The 25,881-nt window shown below is 61.3% G+C and carries 20 protein-coding genes; 2 read left to right on the forward strand and 18 right to left on the reverse strand.

Annotation, left to right across the window (positions count from 1 at the left end):
- Positions 1 to 46: 46 nt before the first annotated feature.
- The 3 genes from WC509_01165 to gmk all read right to left on the reverse strand — a co-directional run bounded on the left by WC509_01165 (position 47) and on the right by gmk (position 5,440).
- Positions 47 to 4,513, reverse strand: a complete 4,467-nt coding sequence (locus WC509_01165; protein MFA5006066.1) for a PolC-type DNA polymerase III — start codon at positions 4,511 to 4,513, stop codon at positions 47 to 49.
- Between the two features lie 88 nt (positions 4,514 to 4,601).
- On the reverse strand, positions 4,602 to 4,814 hold the full coding sequence (rpoZ, locus tag WC509_01170; GenBank protein ID MFA5006067.1) for a DNA-directed RNA polymerase subunit omega: 213 nt from the start codon (positions 4,812 to 4,814) through the stop codon (positions 4,602 to 4,604).
- A gap of 2 nt (positions 4,815 to 4,816) precedes the next feature.
- Entirely contained in the window at positions 4,817 to 5,440 is a 624-nt protein-coding gene (gmk, locus tag WC509_01175) for a guanylate kinase (protein MFA5006068.1), read from the reverse strand.
- Positions 5,441 to 5,561: 121 nt separating this feature from the next.
- Between gmk and WC509_01180 the strand changes: the two genes are divergently transcribed.
- A complete protein-coding gene (locus WC509_01180) occupies positions 5,562 to 7,241 on the forward strand; it encodes an NFACT family protein (GenBank protein ID MFA5006069.1) in 1,680 nt (559 codons plus the stop codon).
- Positions 7,242 to 7,277: 36 nt separating this feature from the next.
- On the opposite strand, the gene pdxT is transcribed toward WC509_01180, so the two are convergent.
- The 14 genes from pdxT to WC509_01250 all read right to left on the reverse strand — a co-directional run bounded on the left by pdxT (position 7,278) and on the right by WC509_01250 (position 22,213).
- Positions 7,278 to 7,850, reverse strand: a complete 573-nt coding sequence (gene pdxT / locus WC509_01185; GenBank protein MFA5006070.1) for a pyridoxal 5'-phosphate synthase glutaminase subunit PdxT — start codon at positions 7,848 to 7,850, stop codon at positions 7,278 to 7,280.
- A 5-nt stretch (positions 7,851 to 7,855) separates the two neighbouring features.
- Positions 7,856 to 8,731, reverse strand: coding sequence for a pyridoxal 5'-phosphate synthase lyase subunit PdxS (gene pdxS, locus WC509_01190; protein MFA5006071.1), 876 nt, complete (start codon positions 8,729 to 8,731; stop codon positions 7,856 to 7,858).
- A 133-nt stretch (positions 8,732 to 8,864) separates the two neighbouring features.
- Positions 8,865 to 10,772, reverse strand: coding sequence for a threonine--tRNA ligase (gene thrS / locus WC509_01195; GenBank protein MFA5006072.1), 1,908 nt, complete (start codon positions 10,770 to 10,772; stop codon positions 8,865 to 8,867).
- A gap of 277 nt (positions 10,773 to 11,049) precedes the next feature.
- Positions 11,050 to 11,952 carry a primosomal protein DnaI gene (gene dnaI, locus WC509_01200; GenBank protein ID MFA5006073.1) on the reverse strand — a complete coding sequence of 301 codons (903 nt, stop codon included), beginning with the start codon at positions 11,950 to 11,952 and terminating at the stop codon, positions 11,050 to 11,052.
- 13 nt (positions 11,953 to 11,965) lie between these two features.
- Complete coding sequence (locus tag WC509_01205; GenBank protein MFA5006074.1) at positions 11,966 to 13,198, reverse strand: DnaD domain protein; 1,233 nt, start codon at positions 13,196 to 13,198, stop codon at positions 11,966 to 11,968.
- Between the two features lie 7 nt (positions 13,199 to 13,205).
- The gene (locus WC509_01210) at positions 13,206 to 13,571 is read right to left on the reverse strand and encodes a hypothetical protein (protein MFA5006075.1); all 366 of its coding nucleotides are present in this window, start codon (positions 13,569 to 13,571) and stop codon (positions 13,206 to 13,208) included.
- A gap of 4 nt (positions 13,572 to 13,575) precedes the next feature.
- Positions 13,576 to 15,003, reverse strand: a complete 1,428-nt coding sequence (gene mutM, locus WC509_01215; protein MFA5006076.1) for a DNA-formamidopyrimidine glycosylase — start codon at positions 15,001 to 15,003, stop codon at positions 13,576 to 13,578.
- Position 15,004: 1 nt separating this feature from the next.
- Positions 15,005 to 17,635 (reverse strand): DNA polymerase I, encoded by a 2,631-nt coding sequence (gene polA, locus WC509_01220; protein ID MFA5006077.1) that lies wholly within the window; start codon positions 17,633 to 17,635, stop codon positions 15,005 to 15,007.
- A gap of 16 nt (positions 17,636 to 17,651) precedes the next feature.
- Positions 17,652 to 18,428: a type III pantothenate kinase gene (locus WC509_01225; protein MFA5006078.1), complete on the reverse strand. Its 777-nt coding sequence runs from the start codon at positions 18,426 to 18,428 to the stop codon at positions 17,652 to 17,654.
- Position 18,429: 1 nt separating this feature from the next.
- Positions 18,430 to 19,071 carry an ECF transporter S component gene (locus WC509_01230; protein ID MFA5006079.1) on the reverse strand — a complete coding sequence of 214 codons (642 nt, stop codon included), beginning with the start codon at positions 19,069 to 19,071 and terminating at the stop codon, positions 18,430 to 18,432.
- A 65-nt stretch (positions 19,072 to 19,136) separates the two neighbouring features.
- On the reverse strand, positions 19,137 to 20,204 hold the full coding sequence (locus tag WC509_01235) for a M42 family metallopeptidase (protein MFA5006080.1): 1,068 nt from the start codon (positions 20,202 to 20,204) through the stop codon (positions 19,137 to 19,139).
- A complete protein-coding gene (gene trmB / locus WC509_01240; GenBank protein MFA5006081.1) occupies positions 20,198 to 20,854 on the reverse strand; it encodes a tRNA (guanosine(46)-N7)-methyltransferase TrmB in 657 nt (218 codons plus the stop codon). Before trmB ends, WC509_01235 begins: the two co-directional genes overlap by 7 nt.
- 1 nt (position 20,855) lies before the next feature.
- Positions 20,856 to 22,001, reverse strand: a complete 1,146-nt coding sequence (locus WC509_01245) for a Sapep family Mn(2+)-dependent dipeptidase (GenBank protein MFA5006082.1) — start codon at positions 21,999 to 22,001, stop codon at positions 20,856 to 20,858.
- On the reverse strand, positions 21,962 to 22,213 hold the full coding sequence (locus WC509_01250) for a hypothetical protein (protein ID MFA5006083.1): 252 nt from the start codon (positions 22,211 to 22,213) through the stop codon (positions 21,962 to 21,964). The genes WC509_01245 and WC509_01250 overlap by 40 nt, the downstream gene beginning before the upstream one ends.
- A 211-nt stretch (positions 22,214 to 22,424) precedes the next feature.
- Here WC509_01250 and WC509_01255 point away from each other — a divergent pair, with 211 nt between their 5' ends.
- Positions 22,425 to 24,581, forward strand: coding sequence for a heavy metal translocating P-type ATPase (locus WC509_01255; protein MFA5006084.1), 2,157 nt, complete (start codon positions 22,425 to 22,427; stop codon positions 24,579 to 24,581).
- A gap of 30 nt (positions 24,582 to 24,611) precedes the next feature.
- On the opposite strand, the gene tyrS is transcribed toward WC509_01255, so the two are convergent.
- Complete coding sequence (gene tyrS / locus WC509_01260; GenBank protein MFA5006085.1) at positions 24,612 to 25,850, reverse strand: tyrosine--tRNA ligase; 1,239 nt, start codon at positions 25,848 to 25,850, stop codon at positions 24,612 to 24,614.
- Between the last annotated feature and the right edge of the window lie 31 nt (positions 25,851 to 25,881).

Raw genomic sequence — 25,881 nt, forward strand, 5'->3', positions numbered from 1 at the left:
CATCCGTTTGTCAAGGCGATGTGATGGATTCGGGGAGATTTCGGGTTCAGAGGTCGAAGAGCGACATCTGCACGTCCTCGACCATGTCCTTGAAGACGCCGAGGTCCTCGAGACGGTCGAAGAGCGTCTTCGAGAGTTTCGTGCGGGTGCGCACGTCCTGCTTGGAGACGAACGGCTTGTCCTTGCGCGCCTCGAGGATCGACGAGGCGACGTTCATTCCGAGCGAATCGACGACCGTGAACGGCATGACGAGCGACTTCCGGTCGTCGCCGATCTGGAAGTTCGACGCGTCGGAGCGGTGGATGTCGATCGGCGCGAAGCGGAAGCCGCGCTTGACCATCTCGAGCGCGAGCTCGAGGACGACGGCCAGATTCTGGTCGCGGTCGGTGGCGTTCTCCGCATCCTTGATCGACTGGAGCCGCGCCTTGATCGCGTATTCGCCGTTCATGAAGGCGTCGACGTCGAAGATCGCGGCGCGCTTCGAGAAGTAGGCGGAATAGAAGTGGATCGGCGAATAGAGCTTGAACCAGGCGATCCGCATCGCCATCAGGACGTAGGCCGTGGCGTGCGCCTTGGGGAACATGTACTTGATCTTGGAACAGGACCAGATGTACCATTCGGGGACCTTCGCCTGCCTCATCTGGTCGGCGTAGGTACCCCATTTCTCGGGATTCGCGGGGGCTTTTCCCTTGCGTACGAACTCCATGATCTCAAACGCCATCGGCGGCTGCATGCCGTAGCCGATGAGGTCGATCATGATGTCGTCGCGGCAGCCGATCAGGTCCTTGAAGTCGATCCGGCCGAATTCCTTTTTGCGGCCGTTGAGCAGGTCCTGGGAGTTGGAGCTCCAGACGTCGGTTCCGTGCGACAGGCCGGAAATCTTGACGAGCTGGGCGAAGTTCTGCGGGCGCGATTCCCGGAGCATCCCGCGGACGAAGTTGGTGCCGAACTCGGGGATGCCGTAGGAGGCGACATCGGACATGATGTCCTCCGGCTGGAGGCCGATCGCCTCGGTGCCGTTCAGGAGCCGGTAGACCGCCGGGTCGTCGACCGGGATGTCCTTCGGATCGGAGAACGGGAAGGACAACGGATCCTTCTTGACGAGGTCCATCAGATAGCGGATCATGGTCGGGTCGTCGTGGCCGAGGACGTCGAGCTTGAAGAGGTTGCTTTCGAAGGAGTGGTATTCGAAATGGGTCGTCTTCCAGGTCGTGTCGGTCGAATCGCCGGGATACTGGATCGGCGTGATGTCGTAGATCTCGCGGTCGTTCGGAACCACGACGATGCCGCCGGGATGCTGCCCGGAGGTGCGCTTCGAGCCTTCGATGCCCTTGGCGAGGCGCTCCATCTCGGCGCGGCGGATGCGGATCGGCGGCTGGTTCGCGGCGGCGCGGGCCTCGTTCTGCTTCTCGTAGAAGTCGCGCACCATCGCGAATGCCGTCTTCGCGGCGCAGGTGCCGATCGTGCCGGCGCGGAAGGCGTAGTTTTCGCCGAAGAGCTTGCGGATGTACTGATGGATCTCCCCCTGGTTGTCGCCGGAGAAGTTGAGGTCGATGTCGGGAACCTTGTCGCCCTTGAAGCCGAGGAAGGTCTCGAACGGGATGTCATGGCCGTCCTTGACGAGGTCGGTCCCGCAGACGGGGCATTTCATCGCCGGCAGGTCCCAGCCGTCGTCGGCGTGGTCGAGGACGCGACGGTGCTTGGCCTCGAAGTCGGTCTCGCCGTTCGTCTGCCGCTCTTCGTCGGTCTTCTTGAAGGCCGCGAACCGGCACTTCGGGCAAAGATAGTGCGGCGGCAGCGGGTTGACTTCGGTGATCCCCATCATCGTCGCCACGAAGCTGGAGCCGACGGATCCGCGGCTGCCGACGAGATAGCCGTCGTCGAGCGACTTCTTGACGAGCAGGTGGGAAATGTAGTAGATCGTGGCGAACTTGTTCTTGATGATGCTCGAGAGTTCCTTGTCGAGCCGTCCCTGGACGATGCCCGGCAGCGGATCGCCATACAGCTTGCGCGTACGTTCCGTCACCATCCGCTCGACCTTCGCGGCGATCGAGGGCACGCCCTGGTCGGCGAGGAAGTCGTCCTTGGGTTCATAGAGGGCTTTGGGGAACACGGCGATGTCGTCGCAGGTGTCGAGGATGAGATTGGTATTGGCGACGACGATCTCGTTCGCCGTCGTCTCGCCGAGAAAGCGGAATTCCGCGAGCATCTCTTCGGTCGTCATGAAATGCTGGCTCGGCTTCTCCGTCTCGGCGTTCAGCTTGTGGAACCCGCCCCCGCCGACGAGCGGCGTGGCGATCATGACCTCGCGGAAGATCCGGTCTTCCGGATCGAGATGGTGGACGTCGCCCGTGGCGACGACCGGAATCGACAGCTCGCGTCCGACCTCGACGATCTTCTTCATCACGTCCTGGATCACGTCGCTCCAGTTTGAAAGCGTCCGCGTCATGTAGGCGAAGGTGGACGGCGGCTGAATCTCGAGATAGTCGAAGAAGCGCGCGGCGGCGCGGAGTTCGTCCTTCGTCTTCGTCATCGCCGTCTCGAAGAACTTCGAGTTGCGGCAGCCCGAGCCGATCAGAAGGCCCTTGCGGTGCTTCTCGACGAAGGACTTCGTGATCTTGGCGTCGCGGTCGAAATAGGTCGTCGACGCCTCCGAAAGGATCTTGTAGAGGTTCTTGAGACCCTCCTGGTTCTTGACGATGAAATTCACGTGATGCGGGTACGGAATCTTGTACAGGTTCGCCCGATCGAGCGCGAGCTCGATGTCGGCGAAGCGGTTCAGACTGCGGTTGCGCAGTTCCTTGAGCATGTGCAGGAACACCTCGGCGGTGGCCTTGGCGTCGTTGATCGCGCGGTGATGTCCGTTCAGGTTGACCTTGAGCAGCTTGCAGAGGCTGTCGAGCGAATAGCGCTGGCGATCGGGCCAGAGCGCCTTTGCGAGCGTCAGGGTATCGACCGAAGCATGCTCCGGCTCGTCGATGCCGTCATGCTTGCGGACGGCGTAGACGTGGCCGAGATCGAAGTCGGCGTTGTGGGCGACCAGGATCGCGTCGCCGGCGAACGTAAGGAACGAGGCGACCGCTTCGGAGGGCTTCGGTTTCCCGCGCACGTCGGTCATCGTGATACCGGTGAGGTCAGTGGTGAACTGGTTGATCGGTCGCTCGGGATCGACGAAGGTCGAAAACTCGCCGACGATCGTGCCGTTCTTGATCTTGACGCCGGCAATCTCGATGAGCGCGTCGTAGACGACCGACAGTCCGGTTGTCTCGATGTCGAAGACGACGTAGGTCGCGTCCGACAACAGCTCCTCAGACCGGCCGCGGGTAATGCGGACGGCCTCGTCGTCGGCGAGCACGAGTTCGAGGCCGTAGAGAGCCTTCATGCCGGAATCCTTGACGAGATGGAAGAGCTCGGGGAACGACTGGACGCTGCCGTGGTCGGTGACGGCGATGCCGCGATGGCCCCAGGCCTTGGCGCGGGCGAAGTACTCCTCCATCGTGTTGACGCCGTCGAGCGCCGACATCTTCGTATGCAGGTGCAGTTCGACGCGTTTGTCGAGGGCGCGGTCGGCGCGGTCCGACTTCGGCATCGGTTCGGCCGACTTGGCGAGGTTGGTGGCGGTCAGGGCGGTCTCGCCGTAATACTTGTCGTACATCACGAAACCGGACGCCGCGAGCATGCATCCGGGCTTCAGGTCGGCCACGAAGGAGTTGTCCTCCGGATTCGAAAGCCGCTTCTTCACGAGCATGGAATCCGATCCGTCGGCCATGATGATGTTGGCTTCGCCGCCGTTGCGGCCGGGACGGGTCTCGATCGAGGCGACGCGTCCCTGGATCGCGAAGTTCGCCTTGCCATGCTTGTTCTTGTATTCCTCGAGCGCGATCTCGTCGATCGGGATCGCCGAAATCTTCGTGAAGTCGCCTCCGATCGGCTTGTCGGCGTAAAGCGGAACGACGTTGAAACGCGGGGAGACGACCTCGGCTTCGCTCTTGCGCACGAAGCCCTGCTCGCTCTTCACGATCTCGTCGACGATCGGTTTCTTCTCTTCGTCGACGTCGATGGCGACGCGGACGGTGAAGCCGTTCTTGGCGAGTTCGGCTTCGATGCCGTTTCTGAACATCACGGCGGAACGGGCGCCGAGTGGCGCCTTGATCCGGAGTTCGCCGCTACGGATGTCGGCGGGGTAGTCCTTCACCGGCGTCACGCGCGGGTCGGCGGCGATCATTTCGTCAAGGACGAAATCGAAGTATTCCATCACGTCGGATTCCTGATAATCGTCCAAAACGGTCTCGTAGGAGACCGATTTCACGCTCGGATAGACGGTTCCGATCCGCTTCAGGCCTTCGATCAGCTGGCGGTACCGGAGGAGCGGCACGGGCTTGGCGAAACGGAAGTGGAAATGCCATTCGTTGGAGACCGGATCGACGTCGATCGCGTCCATGGTTCCGTATTCGGCGAGCATGGGATCGTCGATGGAGAGGGCTTGAAGCAGTTTCGCGAGTCCTTCGGACATCTTGATCAGCCTCCTATTCGGTTCAATTATATCACAGGGGCATGGTCCCGGAGCCCCGGTTCAAAAAAAACGGCCTGACGGCCGTCTTTCAGAATTCCGCTTTGACCTTGCCGGCGAGGATTTCTTCGAGCGCCTGTCCGACCGGTTTGACGCATTTGTTGTCGACGGAGGAGATTCCGTCCTGCTTGATGATCTTCGCGCGTTTCGCCGAGATGTAGGCGAGCTTGTATTTCGAATCGACGACTTCGAGAAGATCGTCGATCGACGGATATCTGAGACCGTCGGTGTTCCTGGTAGCCATGCTTATTCCGTACCCTCCATGAGTTTGTTGTATTTGGTGATCGAACGCTCGGTGCGGGCGTGCTCGGCGCGGATGATCGCGTAGATGCGGTCGGCTGCGTTGTAGACTTCGTCGTTCACGACGATGTAGTCGTACTTGTACGCCAGGTTGTATTCCCTGTTCGCCTTCGTGAGGCGTTCCTGGATCTTCGCGGAATCTTCCGTGCCACGGCTCTTAAGGCGGTCTTCGAGCGCCTTCCGACTCGGCGGAACGATGAAGACGAAGACGGCGTCGGGCATCTTGTCGCGGACCTGGAGCGCGCCCTGGACCTCGATCTCGATGATGACTTCGTTGCCGGCTCCAAGCTGTCTCTCGATGTAATCGAGCGGCGTGCCGTAGTATTCGCCGACGAATTCCGCCCATTCGAGGAACTTGCCCTCTTCGATGTTCTTCTTGAACTGCTCGCGGGAGACGAAGAAATAGTCGACGCCGTCGACTTCGCCCGGACGCGGCTTGCGCGTCGTCATCGAGACGGAATAGACGAAGTTGTTGTCCGGGATGTTAAATAGGGCCTTTCGGATCGTGCCCTTGCCAACTCCGGACGGACCGCTGATGACGACCAGCAATCCCCGTTCGTTCAGTTTCATCGGCGTTCCCCCCGTCGAAGCGGCCTTGCGACCGGCTTATCATTTATGATACCACACTTCCGGTCGGATGTAAATTTTTTCTATGCGCATTTGTATGCTATAATGTGGGAGGTGATCAAGCATGAGCATGGACGGACGCTTCATCGACGCCCTCGCGAAGGAACTGAACCGCGAGCTGGCCGACGCCCGAATCAACAAAATCTACCAGCTGTCGCGCGCCGACTTCCTCTTCAACATCCGCGCTCTCGGCAAGAACAGCGGACTCTACCTGTCGCTTTCGCCACAGGCCGCCCGCCTTCATCTGACGGACGCCGATTTCGACCGACCGGCGGCGCCGTCCGGTTTCTGCATGCTCCTTCGCAAGCATCTCGAGAGCGGCACGATCCGGCGCGTCGAATGCCTGAACAACGACCGCATCATCCGTCTTTCCATCGAGAACAACAACGAGTTCGGCGAACGCGTCCTCGTCGGCGTCGTCGTCGAACTGATGGGCAAGCACGCCAACATGGCCGTCGTCGAACAGGACGGCACGATCATCGACGCCTACAAACGGGTCAGTCCCTTTGAAGAACGTGATCGCACCTTCCTGCGCGGATTCAAGTACGAGATCCCCGAAGACGGGAAGATCGACCCGCTCGATCTGGGTCGCGTCGCCGCCTTCTTCGAAAGTCGTTCCGATCTCGACGCCGCGGCGGTCGTCGCCGCCATCCGCGGCTTCTCCCCCCTCTCCGCCGAATACCTCCTGAAACGGGCGTTCAATCGTCCCGTGATACTTCTCGACGTCTACGGGGAATTTCTCGCCATGCCCGCAGATCCCGTCTCGACAATCGTTTCCGGGAAGCGCCGGTTCTACTGGTTCGACCTCTTCGACGAACCCGAAAAGCGCCATTTCGAGACCCTTTCCGCCCTTATCGACGATTTCTACCTCGAGTCCGGTAGACAGGATCGGACCATCCAGGCGGCAAAACGCGTCTTTCAACTGGTCCGCCGGGAATCCGATCGCGCGAAATCGAAACGCGAGAAGCTCGAGGCCGAACTCGCCTCCGCCCGCGACGCCGGGCGTCACCGTGTCGCCGCCGACCTGATCATCCAGCATTCCCCCGATCTGAAGAAAGGCGACGATCGTCTCGAGGCCGTCTCCTACGACGACGGTTCCACGATGACCATTCCGCTCGATCGGCTGCTCGAACCGATGGAAAACGCCGAAGCCTATTTCCGCAAGTACAAGAAGGCGAAGCAGGCGGTCGCCCACATCGAATCCCAGCTCGACCTCACGGACATGGAGATCCGTTACTTCGACCTGCTTTCCACGCAGCTCGAGACCGCCACCCTCGCCGACCTCGTCGAAATCGCCGAGGAACTGAAGGCCAACGGCTATCTCCGCGAGAAACCCGCGAAGACGAAACAACCTGCGACCCCCGCCTACGAGACGTTCCGCTCGCCGGACGGCATCGAGATCGTCGTCGGGAAGAACAACATCCAGAACGACTACGTCACGAACCGATTGGCGAAACCGGCGGAATGGTGGTTCCACGTCAAGGACATCCCCGGCGGCCACGTGCTCGTCCGTGCGCCCGGGCCGCTGTCGGAAGCGACGATCCGCTGCGCCGCCAATCTCGCGGCTTATCATTCGCAGGCGCGCCATTCCTCGAGCGTTCCCGTCGACTACACCCTCGTCCGTAACGTCAGGAAGATCCCCGGCATGCTCGGATCGTTCGTGACGATCACGGGACAGAGGACGATCTACATCGACCCTGACGGCGCGGCCGTCGAATCGTGCCGCATCGGTAAAAAACGCTGAAATCAAAACAGCACCCCTCGAAGGGATGCTGTTTTTTTAGTGTGCGGATTGGTGGACCATATCCAGAAAATAGCGATGCACGGAGGGGTCGTCGGTCAACTCCGGATGGAATGCCGTACCCAGCTGGACACCTTCGCGGACGGCGACGATCTTTCCGTCCACACGTGCGAGAACGCGCGTACCGCCGTCGAACTCTTCAACATAGGGGGCGCGGATGAACACCATCGGGATCGTCCCGACCTCCGCCATCGTGTCGACCGTCTTGAAACTTCCGAGCTGGCGTCCGTAGGCGTTGCGGACGATCGTCACGTCCATCGTCGCGAAATGGGCGCGGGCGTCGTTGTCGATCTTCTTCGCGAGCAGGATCAGGCCGGCGCATGTCCCGAAGGTCGGGAGCCCGCCCGCGATCAGATCGCGGAGCGGTTCGAACAGCCCCTCTTCACGCAGCAGTTTGCCCATCGTCGTCGATTCGCCGCCGGGTAGGATCAGACCGTCCATCGGCCTCAGGTCCTTCAAGTTGCGGATTTCGAAATGCTCCACTTCAAGGCGGTCGAGCATCTGCGCATGCTCGAGAAAGGCGCCCTGGAGCGCCAAAATGCCGATCAGCATGGGCCTTATTTACCCCGCTCCGCCATCAGAAGGTCGATTTCGCCCTCGTTGATGCCGACCATCGCGCCGCCGAGATCCTCGGAGACCGCGGCCAGAACCTTGGAGTCGTTGTAGTTCGTGACGGCCTTGACGATCGCCGCCGCGCGTTTCGCCGGATTGCCGGACTTGAAGATGCCGGAACCGACGAACACGCCTTCGGCACCGAGCTGCATCATCAGCGCCGCGTCGGCGGGCGTGGCGACACCGCCGGCGGCGAAGTTCACGACCGGGAGCTTCCCGTCGTCGTGGACACGCTTCACGAGTTCGTACGGAACCATCCATTCCTTCGCGGCCTGGTAGAGTTCGTCCTCGCGCATCGACAGCAACCTCCGGATCTCGCTTTGGATGAGCCGCATGTGGCGGACCGCCTGAACGATGTCGCCGGTGCCCGGTTCGCCCTTCGTACGGAGCATCGATGCTCCCTCCTGAATGCGGCGGAGCGCTTCGCCGAGGTCGCGGCAGCCGCAGACGAACGGGACGTTGAACTTCGTCTTGTCGATGTGGAACTTGTCGTCCGCGGGCGAGAGCACCTCGCTCTCGTCGATGTAGTCGATCTCGAGCGCCTCGAGGATCTGGGCTTCGACGAAATGGCCGATGCGGACCTTCGCCATCACCGGGATCGAAACGGCCGCCTGGATTTCCTTGATCAGCTTGGGATCGCTCATGCGCGACACCCCGCCGGCGGCGCGGATGTCGGCCGGAATGCGTTCGAGCGCCATCACGGCGCAGGCGCCGGCCGCTTCGGCGATCCGGGCCTGTTCGGCGGTGGTGACGTCCATGATGACGCCGCCCTTGAGCATCTGGGCCAGCTGCTTGTTCAGTTCGTAACGTTCGTTCATGATGAGCCTCCGATCGATGTCTTCCGTACCATGATTATATACGTTTTCTGGTCATATTGGAATACCCACATGATGATCATTCAACCATACCAGAAAGAAAAAGGAAAGAGGGAGCGTCGCCGCTCCCTCCTGGTTTTCACTTGCTTTTCGGCTTCTCCGACTTGACGAGCGCGATGAATGCATCGAGCGGAAGGGTCGTCTGTTCCTGTTCGCCGTAACGGCGATAGGTGACGGTCCGGTCCGCGACCTCCTTGTCGCCGAGGACGAGCTGGAACGGGACCTTCTGGGTCTGCGCCTCGCGGATCTTGTATCCGAGTTTTTCTTCGCGATCGTCGATCTCGGCGCGCAGGTCGTTGTCGACGAGACGGCGGAAGACCTCCTTGCCGTAGTCGGCGTGGAAGGCGTTGTTCACGGGGATGACCTTGACCTGCACGGGGGCGAGCCAGGTCGGGAAGGCGCCGGCGTAGTGTTCGATCAGGATGCCGATGAAGCGTTCGATTGACCCGAACAGGGCGCGGTGGAGCATGACCGGCCGCTTCTTCTCGCCGTTTTGGTCGATGTAGGTGAGATCGAACCGTTCCGGGAGGTTCATGTCGAGCTGGATCGTGCCGCACTGCCAGATGCGGTTCATCGAGTCGCGCAGCTTGAAGTCGAGCTTCGGGCCGTAGAAGGCGCCGTCGCCGGGATTGATCTTGAAGGGCTTTCCGATCGCGTTCAGGGCGTCGGCGAGGGCCTTCTCGGCGCGATCCCAGGTGGCGATGTCGCCGATGTACTTCTCGAGCGGACGGGTGGAGAGCTCGATGTGGTAGGAGAGTCCGAAGACGGAGTACATGTACTCATAGAGCCGGACCAGTTCCTGGATTTCATGGACGATCATGTCCTCGGTCATGAAGATGTGGGCGTCGTCCTGGGTGAAGTTGCGGACCCGGAAGAGCCCGTTGAGGGCACCCGAGGCCTCATGACGGTGAACCAGCCCGAGTTCTCCGACCTTGAGCGGGAAATCCTTATAGGAATGGATGTCGCGCTTGTACACGAGCATCCCGCCGGGGCAGTTCATCGGCTTGATCGCGAACTCCATGTCGTCGATCGACGACGTGTACATGTTCTCGCGATAGTTCATCCAGTGGCCGGAGATGACCCACAGGTCCTTGTTCAGCATGATCGGCGTCTGAATCAGCTGGTATCCTTCCTTGAGGTGGACCTTGTACCAGAAGTTCTCGAGCTCCCGACGCACGATCATGCCCTTCGGCAGCCAGAACGGGAAGCCGGGACCGTATTCGGAAAGCATGAACAGGTCGAGCTCCTTGCCGAGCTTGCGATGGTCGCGCTTCTTGCGTTCCTCGACCATGAAGAGAAAGTCGGCCAGTTCCTTCTCGCCGTAGAAAGCGGTGCCGTAGACGCGCGTGAGCTGCTTGTTCTTCGAATCGCCGCGCCAGTAGGCGCCGGCGAGGCTCGTCAGCTTGAAGTGGCGGAGCCATTTCGCGCTCGGCAGGTGCGGGCCGCGGCAGAGGTCGGTGAAGTCGCCCTGCGTGTAGATCGTGATGACCTCGCCCTCGGGCAGGGCGGAGATGAGCTCGGTCTTGTAGGGGTCGGCCGCGAAGAGGGCGAGCGCCTCGGCCTTCGAGACCTCGCGGCGGACGACCGGCTTGTTCTCGGCCGCGAGCTTCTGCATCGCCGCCTCGATCTTCGGAAGGTCGCTCTCGGTGAGGACGGCCTCGCCGAGATCGATGTCGTAGTAGAATCCCTCCTCGATCGCGGGGCCGACGCCGAACTTGGCGTCCGGATTAATCTTGCGGACCGCCTCGGCGAGCAGGTGGGCGGCGGAATGGCGCAGGATCTCGAGCGCTTCGGGATCGCTCTCGGTGACGAGCACGACCGCCGCGTCGCGAACGATCGGTCGGTTCAGGTCGAGGAGTTCGCCGTCGACCTTGACGGCGACGCACTTCTTGGCGAGGGACGGGGACAGCGACTGCGCGATCGCCAGTCCGGAGACCGGTGCTTCGTACGAACGCGAGGAGCCGTCGGGAAACACGATGTTGATCATGATGAAACCTCCTTGGAAAATAAAAACCGCCCCTCTGACGAAGGGCGATCTGACGACCGTGGTGCCACCTTGATTCCGGAACGAGTCCGGCGCTCTTGGCCGATAACGCGGGCCGCGGGTCTTTTCGAAGACCGGCTCGGAGGCGGTAATCCCTGGCGTTTGGCAAGACGGCTTCCACCGGTTCCGTCCTCGCTTGTGCATCCCGCCGGGATGTTGTCCCCTTCATTGCCTGATGGGCGCTTTCTTACAACTTATTATATACCATGTCGCCGCGATGTCAAGCGCGGCGCGCCGGTTTTTCCGTCAATTCGAATTCGACCGCGAGTTCGCGGATCCGTTCGTAGATGCGGACCGCCTTCGAACGTTCGACGTCGCCGGTATTCATCATCATCGCCTCGATCAGCGACCGCATCTTCAGGTTCGAGGAGAAGAACGTCGGGAGTTCGTCGAGGACGCGATGCTGCAGGATCGGTCCCAGGACCTCGTCGCGGATGAACGGCGAGACGGTCTCACCGCCGATGTCGTCGAGGAAGAGTGCGTCGACGGTCTTGAGCTGACGGATCCGTTCCTCGAGCCCGCCCTCGCCGATCGACGATTTCAGTTCGCGCACCAGGTCGGGATAATAGACGAAGACGCTCCGGTAGCCCTTCTTGGCGAGTTCGTTGGCCATGCAGGCGAGGATGTAGGTCTTCCCGCTGCCGAACAGACCCGACAGGAACATCCCCTTCATCGGGTTCTTGCGCGTGTAGCGGTTGAGGAAGTCGACCATGTACTTGTGAACTTCCTTGCGAGCCGTGCCGAGCATGTCGAAATCGGTGATGTCGGCCGCAAAGACCTTGCGCGGCACGTACAGGGCGTCGATCCGCTCGGCCGCCGGGTCGGAAGCGTTGTAGCGGCACTTCCCGTAGGCGATCTGGATCTCCCTGCCGTAGAGCGAGAGCATCGGCGTCATCCCCTCGGTCGCCAGCTTGCACTCGTAGAGGCCGCGACAGACGGCGCAGACGTCCTTCGCCTCCTTGAAGACGAGGATGTCGTTGATCCCGCGCACGATCTGGTCGTGGGTCAGGTCGTTCTTCAACACGAAGGCGTTGATCACCGGGTCCTCGAGCAGACGGTCGATCGTATCGTCGGCCCCCGCCGGGGGCGCGATGCCGCCCAGGAATTCATTCAGTTTCTTCATCGCGGGATCCTCCTCACTGGATGGATTTCATGTACTCGTCGAGCCAGTCGATCTTGACGTCCGGCTTCTCGTCCTTGCCGTAGCGACCCGCCCTGCGGGCGGCGCCGGTTTCCTGCTTCTTCTCGTATTCGGCGTTGAGGTGCGTCACATAGTCGACGGCGACGCCGACCGAATCGACGCGGTTGCGCTTCCAGGAAAGGCCGATCTTCTCGAAGTATTCGTAGGAGGGCATGTCGCCGTGGTTGTTCTTGAGCACGTACGCGAGCATCACGTTGACGACGCCCTTGTCGAGTCCGATCTCGTTCAGGAGCCGCTCGACGATCCGAAGATCGGCGATTGCGACCTTTCCGCCCGACATCGTGCCGAGCAGTTCCTTCGGGCTCACGGCACTGAAATAGACCACGGGATCGCCGGTCTCGACGGGATGCGTCGGCGCCGCCTCCGCTTCGATCGGTTCCGGGGAGGTCCGCGCGGACAGCTTGTAGGCGTCGCGCGCATAGGAGGCGAGCTTGGCGAAATCGACCGGTTTGGTCTTGTCGACGGCCTTGACCCAGACGTCCTTCATCGCCAGCTCGTCGAGTCCGTAGACGTATGCGAGGTTGTCGATCTTGTCGCGGACGACGTCCGTGAGCTGCGCGGGATCGAAGAACTCGGGGTTCATGCTCTCGGCAAAGAGCCGGAAATCGAAGGTCGAATGGCGGATTCTGACCGACTTCGAGCGCACCCGTCCGGGAAGATCCTCTTCCGATGCGCCGTCCTCGGCAGGCAGCGCCGGGAAGACCTCGTCGAACGCCTTCGTGACGTCGACGTACCCGTCGCGCGTCACCTTGGCGGTCTTGAAGAGCTTGACGATCCGGGTGTATCGTTCCTCGGTAATGGCGCCGCGGAGGTACTGCCCGAGGACGCCGTCGTTCACGAAACTCGACGGCGTCATCGGCAGGGCGAGTTCATAAAGGAAGCAGTCGCTCTTGAAGGCGGTCGTCAGAAGCCCGACGGCTTCGAGTCTGAACCGCGCCTCCTCGAGCGTCTCGAGTTTGACGTCGAGGATGCTTTCGAGGTCGGCGTGGAGGTACTTCTCGCTTACCAGCGTCGACCGGTTCAGAAGCGAGAACAGCGTCAGATAGAGGGAGAACGCCGAAACGCCGACGAGCGGCTGGTAGAAGAGCGAAAGCGTCTGAAAGTCGGCAGTCGAGAGCATCGTCCTGGCATGGACGAAGAACAGGTCGTTTCTCCGGACGCGTTCCATCATGGCCTCAGGGGTGGAGCGCGACGCCCTTGAACTTCAGGAACGAGTCGAGTTTCTTGTAGAGCGCGACGGCCTTCGCCTTCGGTCGACCGAACCCCGCGAATCCGAAGTAGTTGATCTTGAAGTCGATCCCCGACTCGATCGGCGTGATCTGCGAGACCGTCGCGATCACGTCGAACCCGTTGGCGAGCAGATAGATCTCGCCGTGCGTCTGGTTCACGTCGCGGAGGTCGTACTGCTCCTCCTGGGCGATCCGCTCGAACGCCGCCACGACGTCCTTGAAGGAATTGCGGTAGTAGCGGGTGCGAAGCTGGGCGTCGGCGTGGAGCTCGCGCGTTTCGCAGGTGGATGAGAAAAAGCTGGCGAGGGACATGGTTTCAACTCCTTATGAGCGCGAGCGTCGTCGTGAACGACTCGGCGAGGGCCTTGCGTCCGTCCGCGTTGTCGATCGTATGCGTCGCCCTTAGGCTTTTCTGCTTGAGGGGCATCTGCGCACCGATGCGGCGAAGCGCGTCGGCACGGGAAAGACCGTTTCGTTTCATGAGGCGTTCGAGCTGGATCCGCGGCGGGCACCAGACGGCGACGGTGACGTCGCAGAAGGAGTCGAACCCGGCCTCGAAGAGGAGCGGGACGCTGGCGACGATGATCTCGTCGCCCCCGGCCTTGCGCGCGTCGATCCATGCGAGCATGGCGGTCCGCACCGCCGGATGGGAGAGCGCGTTCAGGCGTTCGCGCGCCGCGGCATCGGCGAAGACGACCGCGCCGAGCTTCGCCCGGTCGATCGATCCGTCCGCGGCGAGGATTCCTTCGCCGAATGCGCCGATGATGTCATTATACAATACATTTCCAGGTTTGGACAGGTCTTTGTAGACGACGTCGGCGTCGAGGACGGCGATTCCCGCTTTCCGAAAGAGACGCCCGACGGTCGACTTGCCCGAGGCGATCCCGCCCGTAAGGCCGACGACAAGGCCCTTGCCGGGCTTGACGACCTGACAGCGCGGACAGAGGTAGGTGCCGCGGCCGCCGACGACGGTCTTCACGATCGGGGTTCCGCACGCGTGACAGGGAAGGCCTTTGCGCATGTGGACGACCAACTCGGTCTGGAACCGACCGGTGACGCCGAGACTCGAGACGTAGCTTCGAATCGTCGTTCCGCCGTCTTCGACGGCCTGGGCGACGACCGCCTTCGCGGCGGCGGCGACGGCGTTCCATTCGGACCTGATCAGATGCCTGGCGAGCGTCTCGGGGTGGATTCGCGAACGACCGAGGGTTTCGTCGACGTAGATGTTCCCGAGTCCGGAAACGATCCGCTGGTCGAGCAGAAACGACTTGACGGGACGGGCGGAAGCACCGCCCTTGCGGGCGAGGTATGCGCCCGAGAAGGCGGGGGAGGCGGGTTCCGGGCCCATGGCCTCGATCGCCCTCAGGTGTTTCTCTGTTCCCTTCGGAACGATTTCCATCGTCCCGAACTTCCGGGTATCGTGGTAGCGGAGCGAACCGCCGTCGGTGAAGTCGAAGACGACGTGCTCGTGCTTCTCATATGGATCCGCAGCCGGTTTCAGGAAGTATTTTCCCTCCATCCGGAGATGCGAAACGAGGGTGATGTCGTCGAGCGTGAAGAAGAGATATTTGCCGAACCGGCCGAGCGCGCGCACCGTCTGCCCCTGCAGGCGGGCGGCGAACTCGGCGGGCGTCGCCCCGTGGACGATCCGGTCGCAGCGGACGGTGACGGACGCGATCGTGCGGCCGACGAGGGCCGGCGCGAGGGTTCTTTTGATGGTTTCCACTTCGGGCAGTTCGGGCATCTCACTTCACCTCGTACAGGTTCGTGCCGAAATCGCCCTCGACCTTGAGCGGGACGGCGAAGGGCACGGCGTGCTCCATCGCGGCGACGACGACTTCGGCAACGGTCGCGCGTTCGGAAACCGGTACGTCGAAAACGAGTTCGTCATGGATCTGGAGGATGATCCGGGCCTTGAGCCCGCGGCTTGCGAACTCGTCCCTGATCCGCACCATCGCGATCTTGAGGATGTCGGCGGCGGTGCCCTGGATCGGCGCGTTCATCGCCATCCGCTTCCCGACCTCGCGGACCATGTAGTTGTCGGCGGTCGCCTCGGGGATGTAGCGGCGGCGGTGGAACAGGGTCGTGACGTATCCCTTGGTCTTCGCGTCGGCGATCGAGGCGTCCATGAAGGTGCGAATCTCGGAAAGCTTGGCGAAGTAGTCGGCGATGAAGGTCTCGGCCTGCTTCGGCGAGATCTTCAGATCCTCGGCGAGACCCCATGCGGTTTTCCCGTAGATGAGGCCGAAGTTGACCGCCTTCGCCTGACGGCGTTCGTCGGCGGTGACCTCGGCCTTGCTGAAGACGAGGCGGGCGGTATGGGCATGGATGTCCTCGCCGCGGCAGAACGCCTCGATCAGGCTCTTCACCCCCGCCATCTCGGCGAGGATGCGGAGTTCGATCTGCGAGTAGTCGCAGGAAAAGAGCAGATGCTCGGAATCGGACGGAATGAAGACGCGGCGGAGCTCCTTGCCCTCCTCGGTCCGGACCGGGATGTTCTGCAGGTTCGGCTCGATCGACGAGAGTCTGCCCGTCTGCGTCAGGGTCTGCTTGTAGATGGTGTGGACGCGGCCGTCGTTCTTGACCGCGATCGCCGCCTTCAGTCCCTCGTAGTAGGTCGAGTGCAGTTTCGTCGCCGAGCGGAATTCGGTGATCTTGTCGACGATCGGGTGGAAGCCGGCGAGCTGGTCGAGGACCGACGAATCGGTCGAATAACCGGATTTCGTCTTCTTGTAGTAGGGCAGCTGCAGCTTCTCGAACAGGATCGTCCCGAGCTGTTTCGGACTCTGGATGTTGAACTCCTCGCCGGCGAGGGCATAGATCTCCTTCTCGAGGGTCGAGGCGCGTGCGGAAAGATCGGCGCCGAACGCTTCGAGCGCGCGTTCGTCGATCCGGATGCCGGCGTATTCCATCTCCGCGAGCGTCTCCGCGAGCGGGATCTCGATCTTCTCGAGCAGGTCGGTCTGCCCATACTCGGCATTGACGGCGAGGATCTTCGCCTTCAGCGAACGGACCGCGACCGCCTTGTCGGCGGCATGACGCCGATAGAGCCCTGGGTCGTCCGGGAGGGCGTACTTGGCGCCGCGGCCGAAGACCTCCTCGTCGTACGCGACGGCATCACAGCCGAAGTGGGCGACGACGGAACGGAAGTCGTCGCGGGTGAGGTTGGGATTGGTGAGATAGCTCGCAAGCATCAGGTCGAAACGGAATCCGGCGGTCTCGTATCCCGCCCACTTGAGCGCGACCTTCATCTGCTTCAGATCGTACGTGTCCTTCGAAACGGCCGGATCGCCCATCCAGCGGATCAGGGCGGGGGCGTTTCTGAACGTCTCGAAATCCACGAAATAAGCGCCGGATTCGTTGGCGATGCCGAATCCGAGGATCCTGGCGGCGTGATAGTTGGCGCCGAAGAGCTCGATGCAGACGGCCGCCCCTCCGGAGAGGACGGGTTCGAGCTCGTCGGCCGACAGGAGCCGGTAGGGTGCCGCGGCGGCCGCGGATTTCGGACGTTCGATCTCGATCTTCTTCAGAAGCGAGTGGAATTCCATCCGTCGCATGAAGTCGCGGATCCGTTCGGGATCGCCGCCGCGGTATTCGAGCTTCGACGACGACAAGGAGTTCGAAAATTCGGTGACGATCGTCGCCAGCCGCTTGGAAAAGCGCGCCACCTCGACGTTCGCCGCAATCTTCTCCTTCAGTTTTCCGGAGATGCCGTCGACCTTGTCGAGGACGTTCTCGAGGGTTCCGTACTCATTCAGTAGTTTGACGGCGGTCTTGTCGCCGACGCCCGGGATGCCGGGAATGTTGTCGCTCGCGTCGCCGACCATGCCCTTGTAGTCGGGAATCTGCGAAGGGCCGATGCCGAGTTTCTCCTTCATCGAGGACGGGGTGAAGACCTCGACTTCGGTCAGTCCCTTCTTCGAGACGATCTGCGACACGTTGTCGGAAAGCAACTGCATCAGGTCGTGGTCGTTCGAGTAGATCTCGATCGCGTCGAACTCGCCTCGATAATGGGTGGCGCAGTAGCCGATGATGTCGTCGGCCTCATAGAGGTCCTGTTCGTAGCGCGGCACGCCGACGGCGTCGAGGTATTCGCGTACGAGCGGCATCTGCGAGATCAGTTCCTCGGGAACGTCGGGGCGGGTTCCCTTGTATTCGGAGAATTCGAGGTGGCGATGGGTCGGTCCCTTCGGGTCCCAGGCGACGAGGATATGGGTGAAATCCGTCTTCAGGAGCTGCTGCATGGTCGAGGCGAAGCCGAAAACGGCGTTCGTATAGACGCCCTGGCTGTTCTTCATCAGGTTCCCCATCGCGGCGGTCGCGAAGTAGGAACGGAAGAGGAGGTTGTTGCCGTCGATCAGGAGCAGCTTCTTCATCATCGCACCTCGTGGGTCATTCCGCCCGGGCGGGCTTCTGCGCGTTCTTCTGGTGGATCAGGAGGAGTCCCTTGAGGATCAGCCGTTCGTCGCAGACCATCGGCTGTTCGCAGAGGGGGTGGATCAGACGGGCGTGGCCGCCGGTCAGGATGACCTTGAGATCGGGGTTGCCGAGATGCTTCTTGACACGTCCGATCATGCCGTCGATCATCGAGGCGTGACCGTACACCAGCCCCGACTTGATGCTTTCCGTCGAGGTCGTCCCGATCAGCTTGTTGGGCAGGTCGATCTCGACCTGAGGCAACAGCGAGGTCTTCGAGATCAGGGCGTTCCGGCTGGTCGACAGACCGGGGGTGATGATGACGCCCTTGAGCCCCATGTTCTCGACGTAGGTGAAGGTGGTGGCGGTTCCGAGATCGACGACGAGACAGGTCTTGGCGTAGAGCTCGGTCGCTGCGACGACGTTGGCGATCAGGTCCGAACCGACCTCGCGGGGATTGTCGGAAAGCACCTTGATGCCCGTCTTGAGACCCTGGCCGAGGAAGAGCGGGGTGACCTCGAACCAGTCCTGAAAGTAATCGCGAAAGACGTCGTTCAGTTCGGGAACGACGGAGGAGACGATCACATTCGTGACGGGCAGGTCCTTGAACAGGATGTTCAGCGTCACGGCGTATTCGTCGCTCGATTTGTTCTTCTCGGTGTTGACCTTGTAGACCTTGTCGTCGAGCGTGAGGTGATTGCGCGACAGGCCGATCCCGACGGTGGTGTTCCCGATGTCGATCAGGACGAGCATGTCAGTCCTCCGGAGACTCTTCGGCGCGGTTGTCGAGATAGGCCCTCAGACGGACCGCGACGACGGCGCCGACGACGGCTGCGATCCCGGCCTCGATCGCGGCGGATACCGGAACGAGCACGTAGACGAGCCATGCGAGATAGGGAAGGAACGATTCGAACAGCCCCATATCCATATAAATGGCGAACGAGGTCCAGAGCATCGAAAGCACCAGAAGGGTGTGGATGACGGTCAGCACGAGGAAACTGACGCCATAGGCAAGATGCCTGTTCTTGATGATGCGGAGGAAAAACCGCGTGACGTCATAGATCAGAAACCCGAACGCCAGACGCGGCAGGACCGACACCCACGGGTAGACGAACAGCGGGCTGGAATAGATGAAGGCGGCGATGAGCGAGACGACGCCGAACGCGAGGCCGAGATAGATCGACATCTTGCGTCCGAGCAGCGCCCCGCCGATCAGGACGGGGATGTGGATGATGGTCGCCTCGATGTTCGGGGCGATGCGGATGAACCCGAGCGACGACGATCCCAGTCCGAAGGACGGGACCAGTCCGAGGACGGCGATGATGGCGATGAAGATCGCGAGCAGCGTCAGTTCCCGGATGCGTTCCTTGTTGCTTCTAACCACGTTCGTTTGCATGTTCTTCTCTCCTTTTTAGGCCGCTTTCCGCGGTCCCGTAAGTCGGATTCGCATTGTGATTCCGTTCAGACGTTCGCCTTGATTTCGGCGATCTTGGCGTCGTCGAGTTCCTGAAGCATCGCCAGAATGACCGCCTTGACGGCTTCGTAGTCGTCGAGGTGGATCATCGAGGTGGTCGAATGGATGTAGCGCGCCGGCATGCCGATGGTGCAGACCAGGACGCCGTCCTCGGACAACTGCACCTGGGCCGCGTCGGTCCCGCCGAGCGACTTGTAGTACTGGTACTTGACGCCGTGCTTCGTCGCCGTCTCCTCGACGAACTTGCGCATGCCCTGATGCATGATGCAGCGCGGATCGTAGAAACGGATCATGAAGCCGCCGCCGAGCATCCCGCCGACTTCGGATTCCTCGAAGGTGTCGGCACAGGGCGAGCAGTCGACGGCGATGAAGATGTCGGGCTTGATCATGAAGGAGGACGTCTGGGCGCCGCGCAGGCCGACTTCCTCCTGGACGTTGGCACCGCAATAGAGACGGCACGGAAGCGCCTTCGGATCGACGGACTGGAGGATGTCGATCGCCATCGCGGTGCCGAAGCGGTCGTCCCAGGCTTTCGAGAAGATCTTCTTTCCGTCCTTCGTGACGGTATAGTTGTTGTGCGGAACGACCTGTTGGCCGATCTTGACGCCGAGTTGCTTCGCGTGTTCCTTCGAGTCCGCGCCGATGTCGAGGACGAAGTCATCGAAGTCGGTCACCTGCTTCGAGGTGCCGTCGCGGAGCAGATGCGGCGGTTTCGCGCCGATGACGCCGGGCACGAACGAGCCGTCGTCGAGGACGACGTCGAGATGTTGCGAGAGCATGATCGGCGCGCTGATCGAACCGATCGGGATGAGTCTGACGTACCCTTTGTCGGTGATTCCCGAAACCATCGCCCCGACCTCGTCCATGTGCCCGGCGATCATGACCTTCGGGCCCTTCGCGGCGAGGTTGACGCCGGCGAAGATCGATCCGAGCTTGTCCTGGTAGATTTCTTCCGCCAGTGGTTCGATGAGCGCCCTGACATGGGCGCGAACGACCTTTTCATGGGCGGACACGCCCGGCAGTTCGACGAGTTCGCGATAATGCGGCTTCAACATGGAAATCCCCCTCCTAGATGGAATGCGATGTGGTAGATCGGCTGCCCGAGCTGGACGAAACGGCTCTCGAACTCGGTCTCGACGTTGTCTTCGTGCGCTTCCGCGTGCAGGTCGAGCGAAATCCGGTCGATGGTCCATCCCGTGTCGACGAGCGTCGTCATGGTGTAGCGGAAAAAGGCGAAATTATCGGTCTTGTACAAAACGGCCGCGCGCGGTTTCATGACCGCTTCGTAGCGGGCGAGGAACAGCGGACTGGTCAGCCGCCGTTTCGCCTGGTATGTTTTCGGCCACGGATCGGAGAAGTTCAGGTAGAGCAGGTCGATTTCTCCCGGGGCGAAGACGAGCGGGAGGTCGGCGGCATCCATATGGACGAGCCGGACGTTGGCGAGCGGTTCCTCCACCAGTTTCTCCATCGCACGCAAGATCACCGAATCGAACTTCTCGATGCCGATGAAGTTGACGTCGGGATGCCGTTTTGCGACGTCGATCAGAAACCGTCCCTTGCCGATGCCGATTTCGAGCCGGATCGGCCGCGAGCGATCGGGAAAGAGAGCGTTCCAGACGCCGCGATGGGACACGGGAACGGAAACCATGATCTCGGGATGGCGGGCGAGCCGCTCGGCCGCGTCCCGAACCTTCCTGAGCCGCATCCTAGATGGAAGCGCCGGCGAGCCGCTCGATGCTTTCGGCGTAGATCGCGGCGGCGAGGAGCATGTCGCGGATGATCACGTACTCGTTCGGCTGGTGGGCCATCTCGATGTCGCCGGGCATGCACGGACCGAAGGCGACCCCCTTCTGCAATTCACGGGCGTAGGTACCGCCGCCGATCGTGAAGATCGGATTCGTCGTGTCGCCGGTGTACTTGCGGTAGGCGGCTTCCAGCGTCTTGATGAGCGGGTCGGACGGGGAGACGTAGTGGGGTTCGGATTTGTGCAGCGGGCGATAGACGAATCCGAAGGACTCCGCCGCTTCCTTGATCCTCGCGGTCTTCTTCGCAAACTCGAAGTTCCGCGGGAAACGGATGTTGCATCCGACCCTGAACTCGCCGTCGGCGTAGCGGACGATGGCGGTGTTGTTCGTCAGTTCCTTCATCTCCGGATCGACCGTGTCGATGCCGAGCTTGGCACCGAAGTGGTCGTGGGTGAGATATCGGTCGAGAAAGCGGACGAACGGCGAAGCGGAGACCGTCTTGAGGAAGTCGGCCATCAGGAAGATCGCGTTCAGACCGGCCATCGGCCAGGCGCCGTGGGCGTTCTTGCCGTAGACGGTATAGCGGTTTCCTTCCACCTTCCCCTGTCGGCCTTCCTTCGCGAGCCATGCGGCGAACGCGCCGGAGACGTCCTTCTTGAGGACGGCGACGCACTCGTCGGGAACGACGTTGTAGCGCTCCCCGGCTTCGATCGAGGCGATCAGCGGATCATCCTCCGTTCCGGTCACGTCGAAGCTGAAGTTGCCTTTTTCGGCGTAGATCAGCGGGAATTCGGCGTCGGGAGAGAATCCGACGGACGGCAGATCTTCGTACTCCTTGTATTTGCGGATGCAACGCATCCCCGACTCCTCGTCGCAACCGATGATCAGACGAACCCGCTTGTCGAGCCTGATGCCCTGATCGCGGACCATCTTGAGGGCGATGTAGGAGGCCATCGTCGGTCCCTTGTCGTCGATCGCTCCACGGGCGAAGATCTTGCCGTCCTTGACGACGGCGCCGAACGGGTCGGTATCCCACTTCCCGCCGGTCGGAACGACGTCGATGTGCGTCAGGATCCCGACGATCTCCTTGCCTTCGCCGATCTCGATGTGGCCGCATGGTTCATCACGTTCTTCGTCTTGAAACCGTCGATCTCGGCCATGGTCAGCACGAAGTCGAGCGCGCGTTTGATGTCCGGTCCGAAGGGCGCGTCGAGATTGTTCGGTTCGTACTTCTCGAGAACGGTGGGGATGCGAAGCAGGGCTTGCGTCTTTTCGATGTATTCCTTTTCGTAGGTCAGGGCGATTTTCAGCCAATCCATGTCGTTCACCTCAATGATACCATTCTACCATAACGCGCCCGTTTTGCCAACAAGCGAGGCCGATTCGCGGACGTGAATCCGATGCCGGGAAGTGCCCGGAATGCCGGTATACATTGACAAAAGGACGATTCTTCGTATAATGAAAGTAATCGAAGAATGACTATGCAAGAACGGAGACCGGCGGATTCACTGATCCGTCCGGGAGGGCACCATGATAAAGAAGATCGTGATGAAGAATCTCACTTGCGCCAGCTGCATCTCGAAGATCGAACGCCGTGTCGGCCGTCTTTCGTATGTCAACAGCGCAAGCTTCAACTATACGAACCAGATCCTCCTCGTCGACTTCAAGGACGGGTTCGACGAAAGCGTCGCCCTGAAGGAGATCAAGGGCATCGTCGACGTCCTCGAGGACAACATCGACACCCACTATCTCGACCGTCGCACCGAAACGCCGAAACCGCGTTTCGTCGACGAGTATCGTTTCCCGCTGATCGGAGCGGTCATCATCGCGGTCGTCTTCGCGCTCTTCCGCTTCCCGGACTACATCAACTTCGTCTTCAAGACGAACTTCGCGCCCCTCATCCAGGATCCCTACCGCGGCATCGGCTATGCGGTCGGCTACCTGTTCCTCGTCTCGCGCATCTTCCTGATGATGCTGAAAGGCTTCAAGAACCACAGTTTCTTCGACGAGCACACGCTCATGTTCATCGCCACCGCCGCCGGCATGGCGCTTGGCAAGTACGAAGAGAGCATCGCCGTCATCATCCTCTACTCGATCGGTGAAGTGCTTCAGGCCCGCGCCGTCATGCGGTCGAAGGACGAGATCACGGCGCTGATGGACATCAAGGTGGAATATGCCAACGTCGTGGTGAACGACGCCATCGTCGTTCGCGACCCGCTTCAGATCAAGGTCGGCGACATCCTAATGGTCAAGCACGGCGAACGCGTCCCTGTGGACGGGATCGTCACGGAAGGCACGAGTTCGATGAACACCTCCGAACTGACCGGCGAGGTCAAGCTGATGCGCGTCGAGCCGGGCACGCCCCTGCTGTCCGGGAACATCAACGTCGGCGACGTGATCCGGATGAGGGCGGAGAAGGAATACAGCGATTCCACGCTCGCGAAGATCATCGACCTGATCGAGAACTCCACCAACAACAAGTCCAGAACCGAGATGTTCATCACGAAGTTCTCGCGCGTCTACACCCCGATCGTCGTCGCGCTCGCCTTCCTGATGGTGATGTACGGCCTCCTCTTCGCTCCGGGTCCCTTCATCGATCCGGCCCACCTCGAGGAAAGCTACCTGTACCGCGCCGCGACCTTCCTCGTGATCTCCTGCCCCTGCTCGCTCGTCCTCTCGGTTCCCCTCTCCTACTTCGCCGGCATCGGCGTCGCGGCGAAGAACGGGATTCTCTTCAAGGGATCGACCTTCCTCCATACCCTGACCGACGTCAAGACGATCGCACTCGACAAGACCGGCACGCTCACCTACGGATCCTTCTTCGTGTCGAGTTATACGGATGAGGAAACCCTCCGGCTCGCCGCATCCCTCGAACGGTATTCGAACCACCCGATCGCGCAGGCGATCGCCGCCTACTACACGAAACCCGTCTACGAACTCTCGGACGTGAGGGAGATTCCGGGATTCGGCATCCGCGGCGCGCTCGATGGCGAACAGGTCCTCGCCGGCAGCCGTCGCTTTCTGATTCAGAACGGCATCGAACTTCCCGCGGACAAGCTTCCTGTCGGCTCCTACACCTTCATCGCCCGGGGCGGCAGATACCTCGGCAACGTCGTCGCCAAGGACGAACTCAAGGAAACCTCGATGGAGACCGTGCGCAAGTTCACGAAGCGCTACGACACGGTGATGCTGACGGGCGACAACGAGGCCTCCGCGGCCGACATCGCGATGAAGCTCGGCGGCATCGAGTACTACGCCGACCTCCTCCCCGAACAGAAACTCGAACGCTTCAACGCGATCCGCACCAAATCCGTCTCGCTCTATGTCGGTGACGGCATCAACGACGCCCCCCTCCTCAGGAACGCCGACATCGGCGTCTCGATGGGTTCGGCTTCCGATCTCGCGATCGAGGTCTCCGACATCATCATCATCAACAACGACGTCCGTCTCCTCGACAAGGCGATCCGGATCGCTCTGCGCACGCGCCTGACGGCGGCCGAGAACATCATCTTCTCGTTGGCGGTCAAGGTCCTGTTCCTCACCCTCTCCGCCTTCGGCGTGATGTGGATGTGGCTGTCGATCTTCGCCGACGTCGGCGTCACCCTTCTCTGCGTCCTGAACGCCCTCCGGATCATCTACGTTCAGCGCTATCTCCACGTCGAACAGAAGGAACGCAAACGGACATGAAAAACGGAATCCTCGACGGATTCCGTTTTTTTATGAATGCCTGACCAGAACGTATTTCTTCTTGCCCTTGCGGACGATCGAGTAGAGGCCGCCGATCGCGTCCGCGCGGGCGACGGTCGCGTCGAGCGACTGGACCTTGCGCCCGTTCACCGTGACGGCGCCGCTTGCGACCAGTTCGCGCGCCTCGCGCTTCGAGCTTGCGAGTCCGGTCGAGACGAGCGCGTCGAGGACGAGCGGATCCGCCGTGACGTCGAGCCGGGGAAGGTCCTTGAAGCCGATCCCGATCTCCTCGGCGGTGAGGCTTTCGACGTCGCCGGAGAAGAGCGCCTCGGAGATCCTGACCGCTTCCTTCCAGGCGTCCTCCCCATGGACCAGGACGGTGAGTTCTCCCGCGAGCGCTTTCTGGGCGGAGCGACGTTCCGGATGGGTCCTGACCTCGTCGGCGAACGCCTCGATCTCTTCCTTCGCGAGGAACGTGAACTGCTTCAGACGCATCACGACGTCGTCGTCGGCGGTGTTGATCCAGTACTGGTAGAACTCATAGGGCGTCGTCTTGAGCGGGTCGAGCCAGACCGCGCCCGATTCGGATTTCCCGAACTTGGTGCCGTCGGCCTTCGTCACGAGCGGGAAGGTGAAGCCGTACGCCTTGGCGTCGGCGCCGTGGACCTTGCGGATCAGCTCGAGGCCGGAGGTGATGTTGCCCCACTGGTCCTGACCGCCGATCTGGATCCGGCAGTCCTTCGACGCGAAGAGGTGCTCGAAGTCCCATGCCTGGATGATCTGGTAGCTGAACTCCGTGAAGGATATGCCGCTCTCGATGCGCGACTTCACCGAATCCTTGCTCATCATGTAGGCGACGTTGAAGTTCTTCCCGATGTCGCGGAGGAACTCGATCGCGTTCAGCGAAGACAACCAGTCGTAGTTGTTCACGACGACCGCGTGCGGAAGCAGGCGGCGCACCTGGGATGCGATCCCGGCGGCGTTCTTGAGCGACGTCTCGATTGTGAGCAACGGCCGTTCGGCGTTCTTGAAGCTCGGGTCGCCGATCAGACCCGTGCCGCCGCCGATCACCAGGATCGGACTGTGGCCGGCGTTCTCGAGCCGCTTGGCGACGAGATATGCGAGCAGATGGCCGACGTGCAGGCTGTCCGCCGTCGGGTCCGCGCCGAGATAGAACGTGGATGCGCCCGCGTTCAGAACCTGTTCGAGTTCGGGATCGGTCATGTCGTAGACCAGTCCCCGCCATTTCAGATCTTCCATCAGTTTCATGTGTTTCAACCCCGTTTCATATGTGTTTTGG

This window comes from Candidatus Izemoplasmatales bacterium (assembly GCA_041649275.1).
Taxonomy (GTDB): Bacteria; Bacillota_I; Bacilli_A; order Izemoplasmatales; family Hujiaoplasmataceae; genus UBA12489.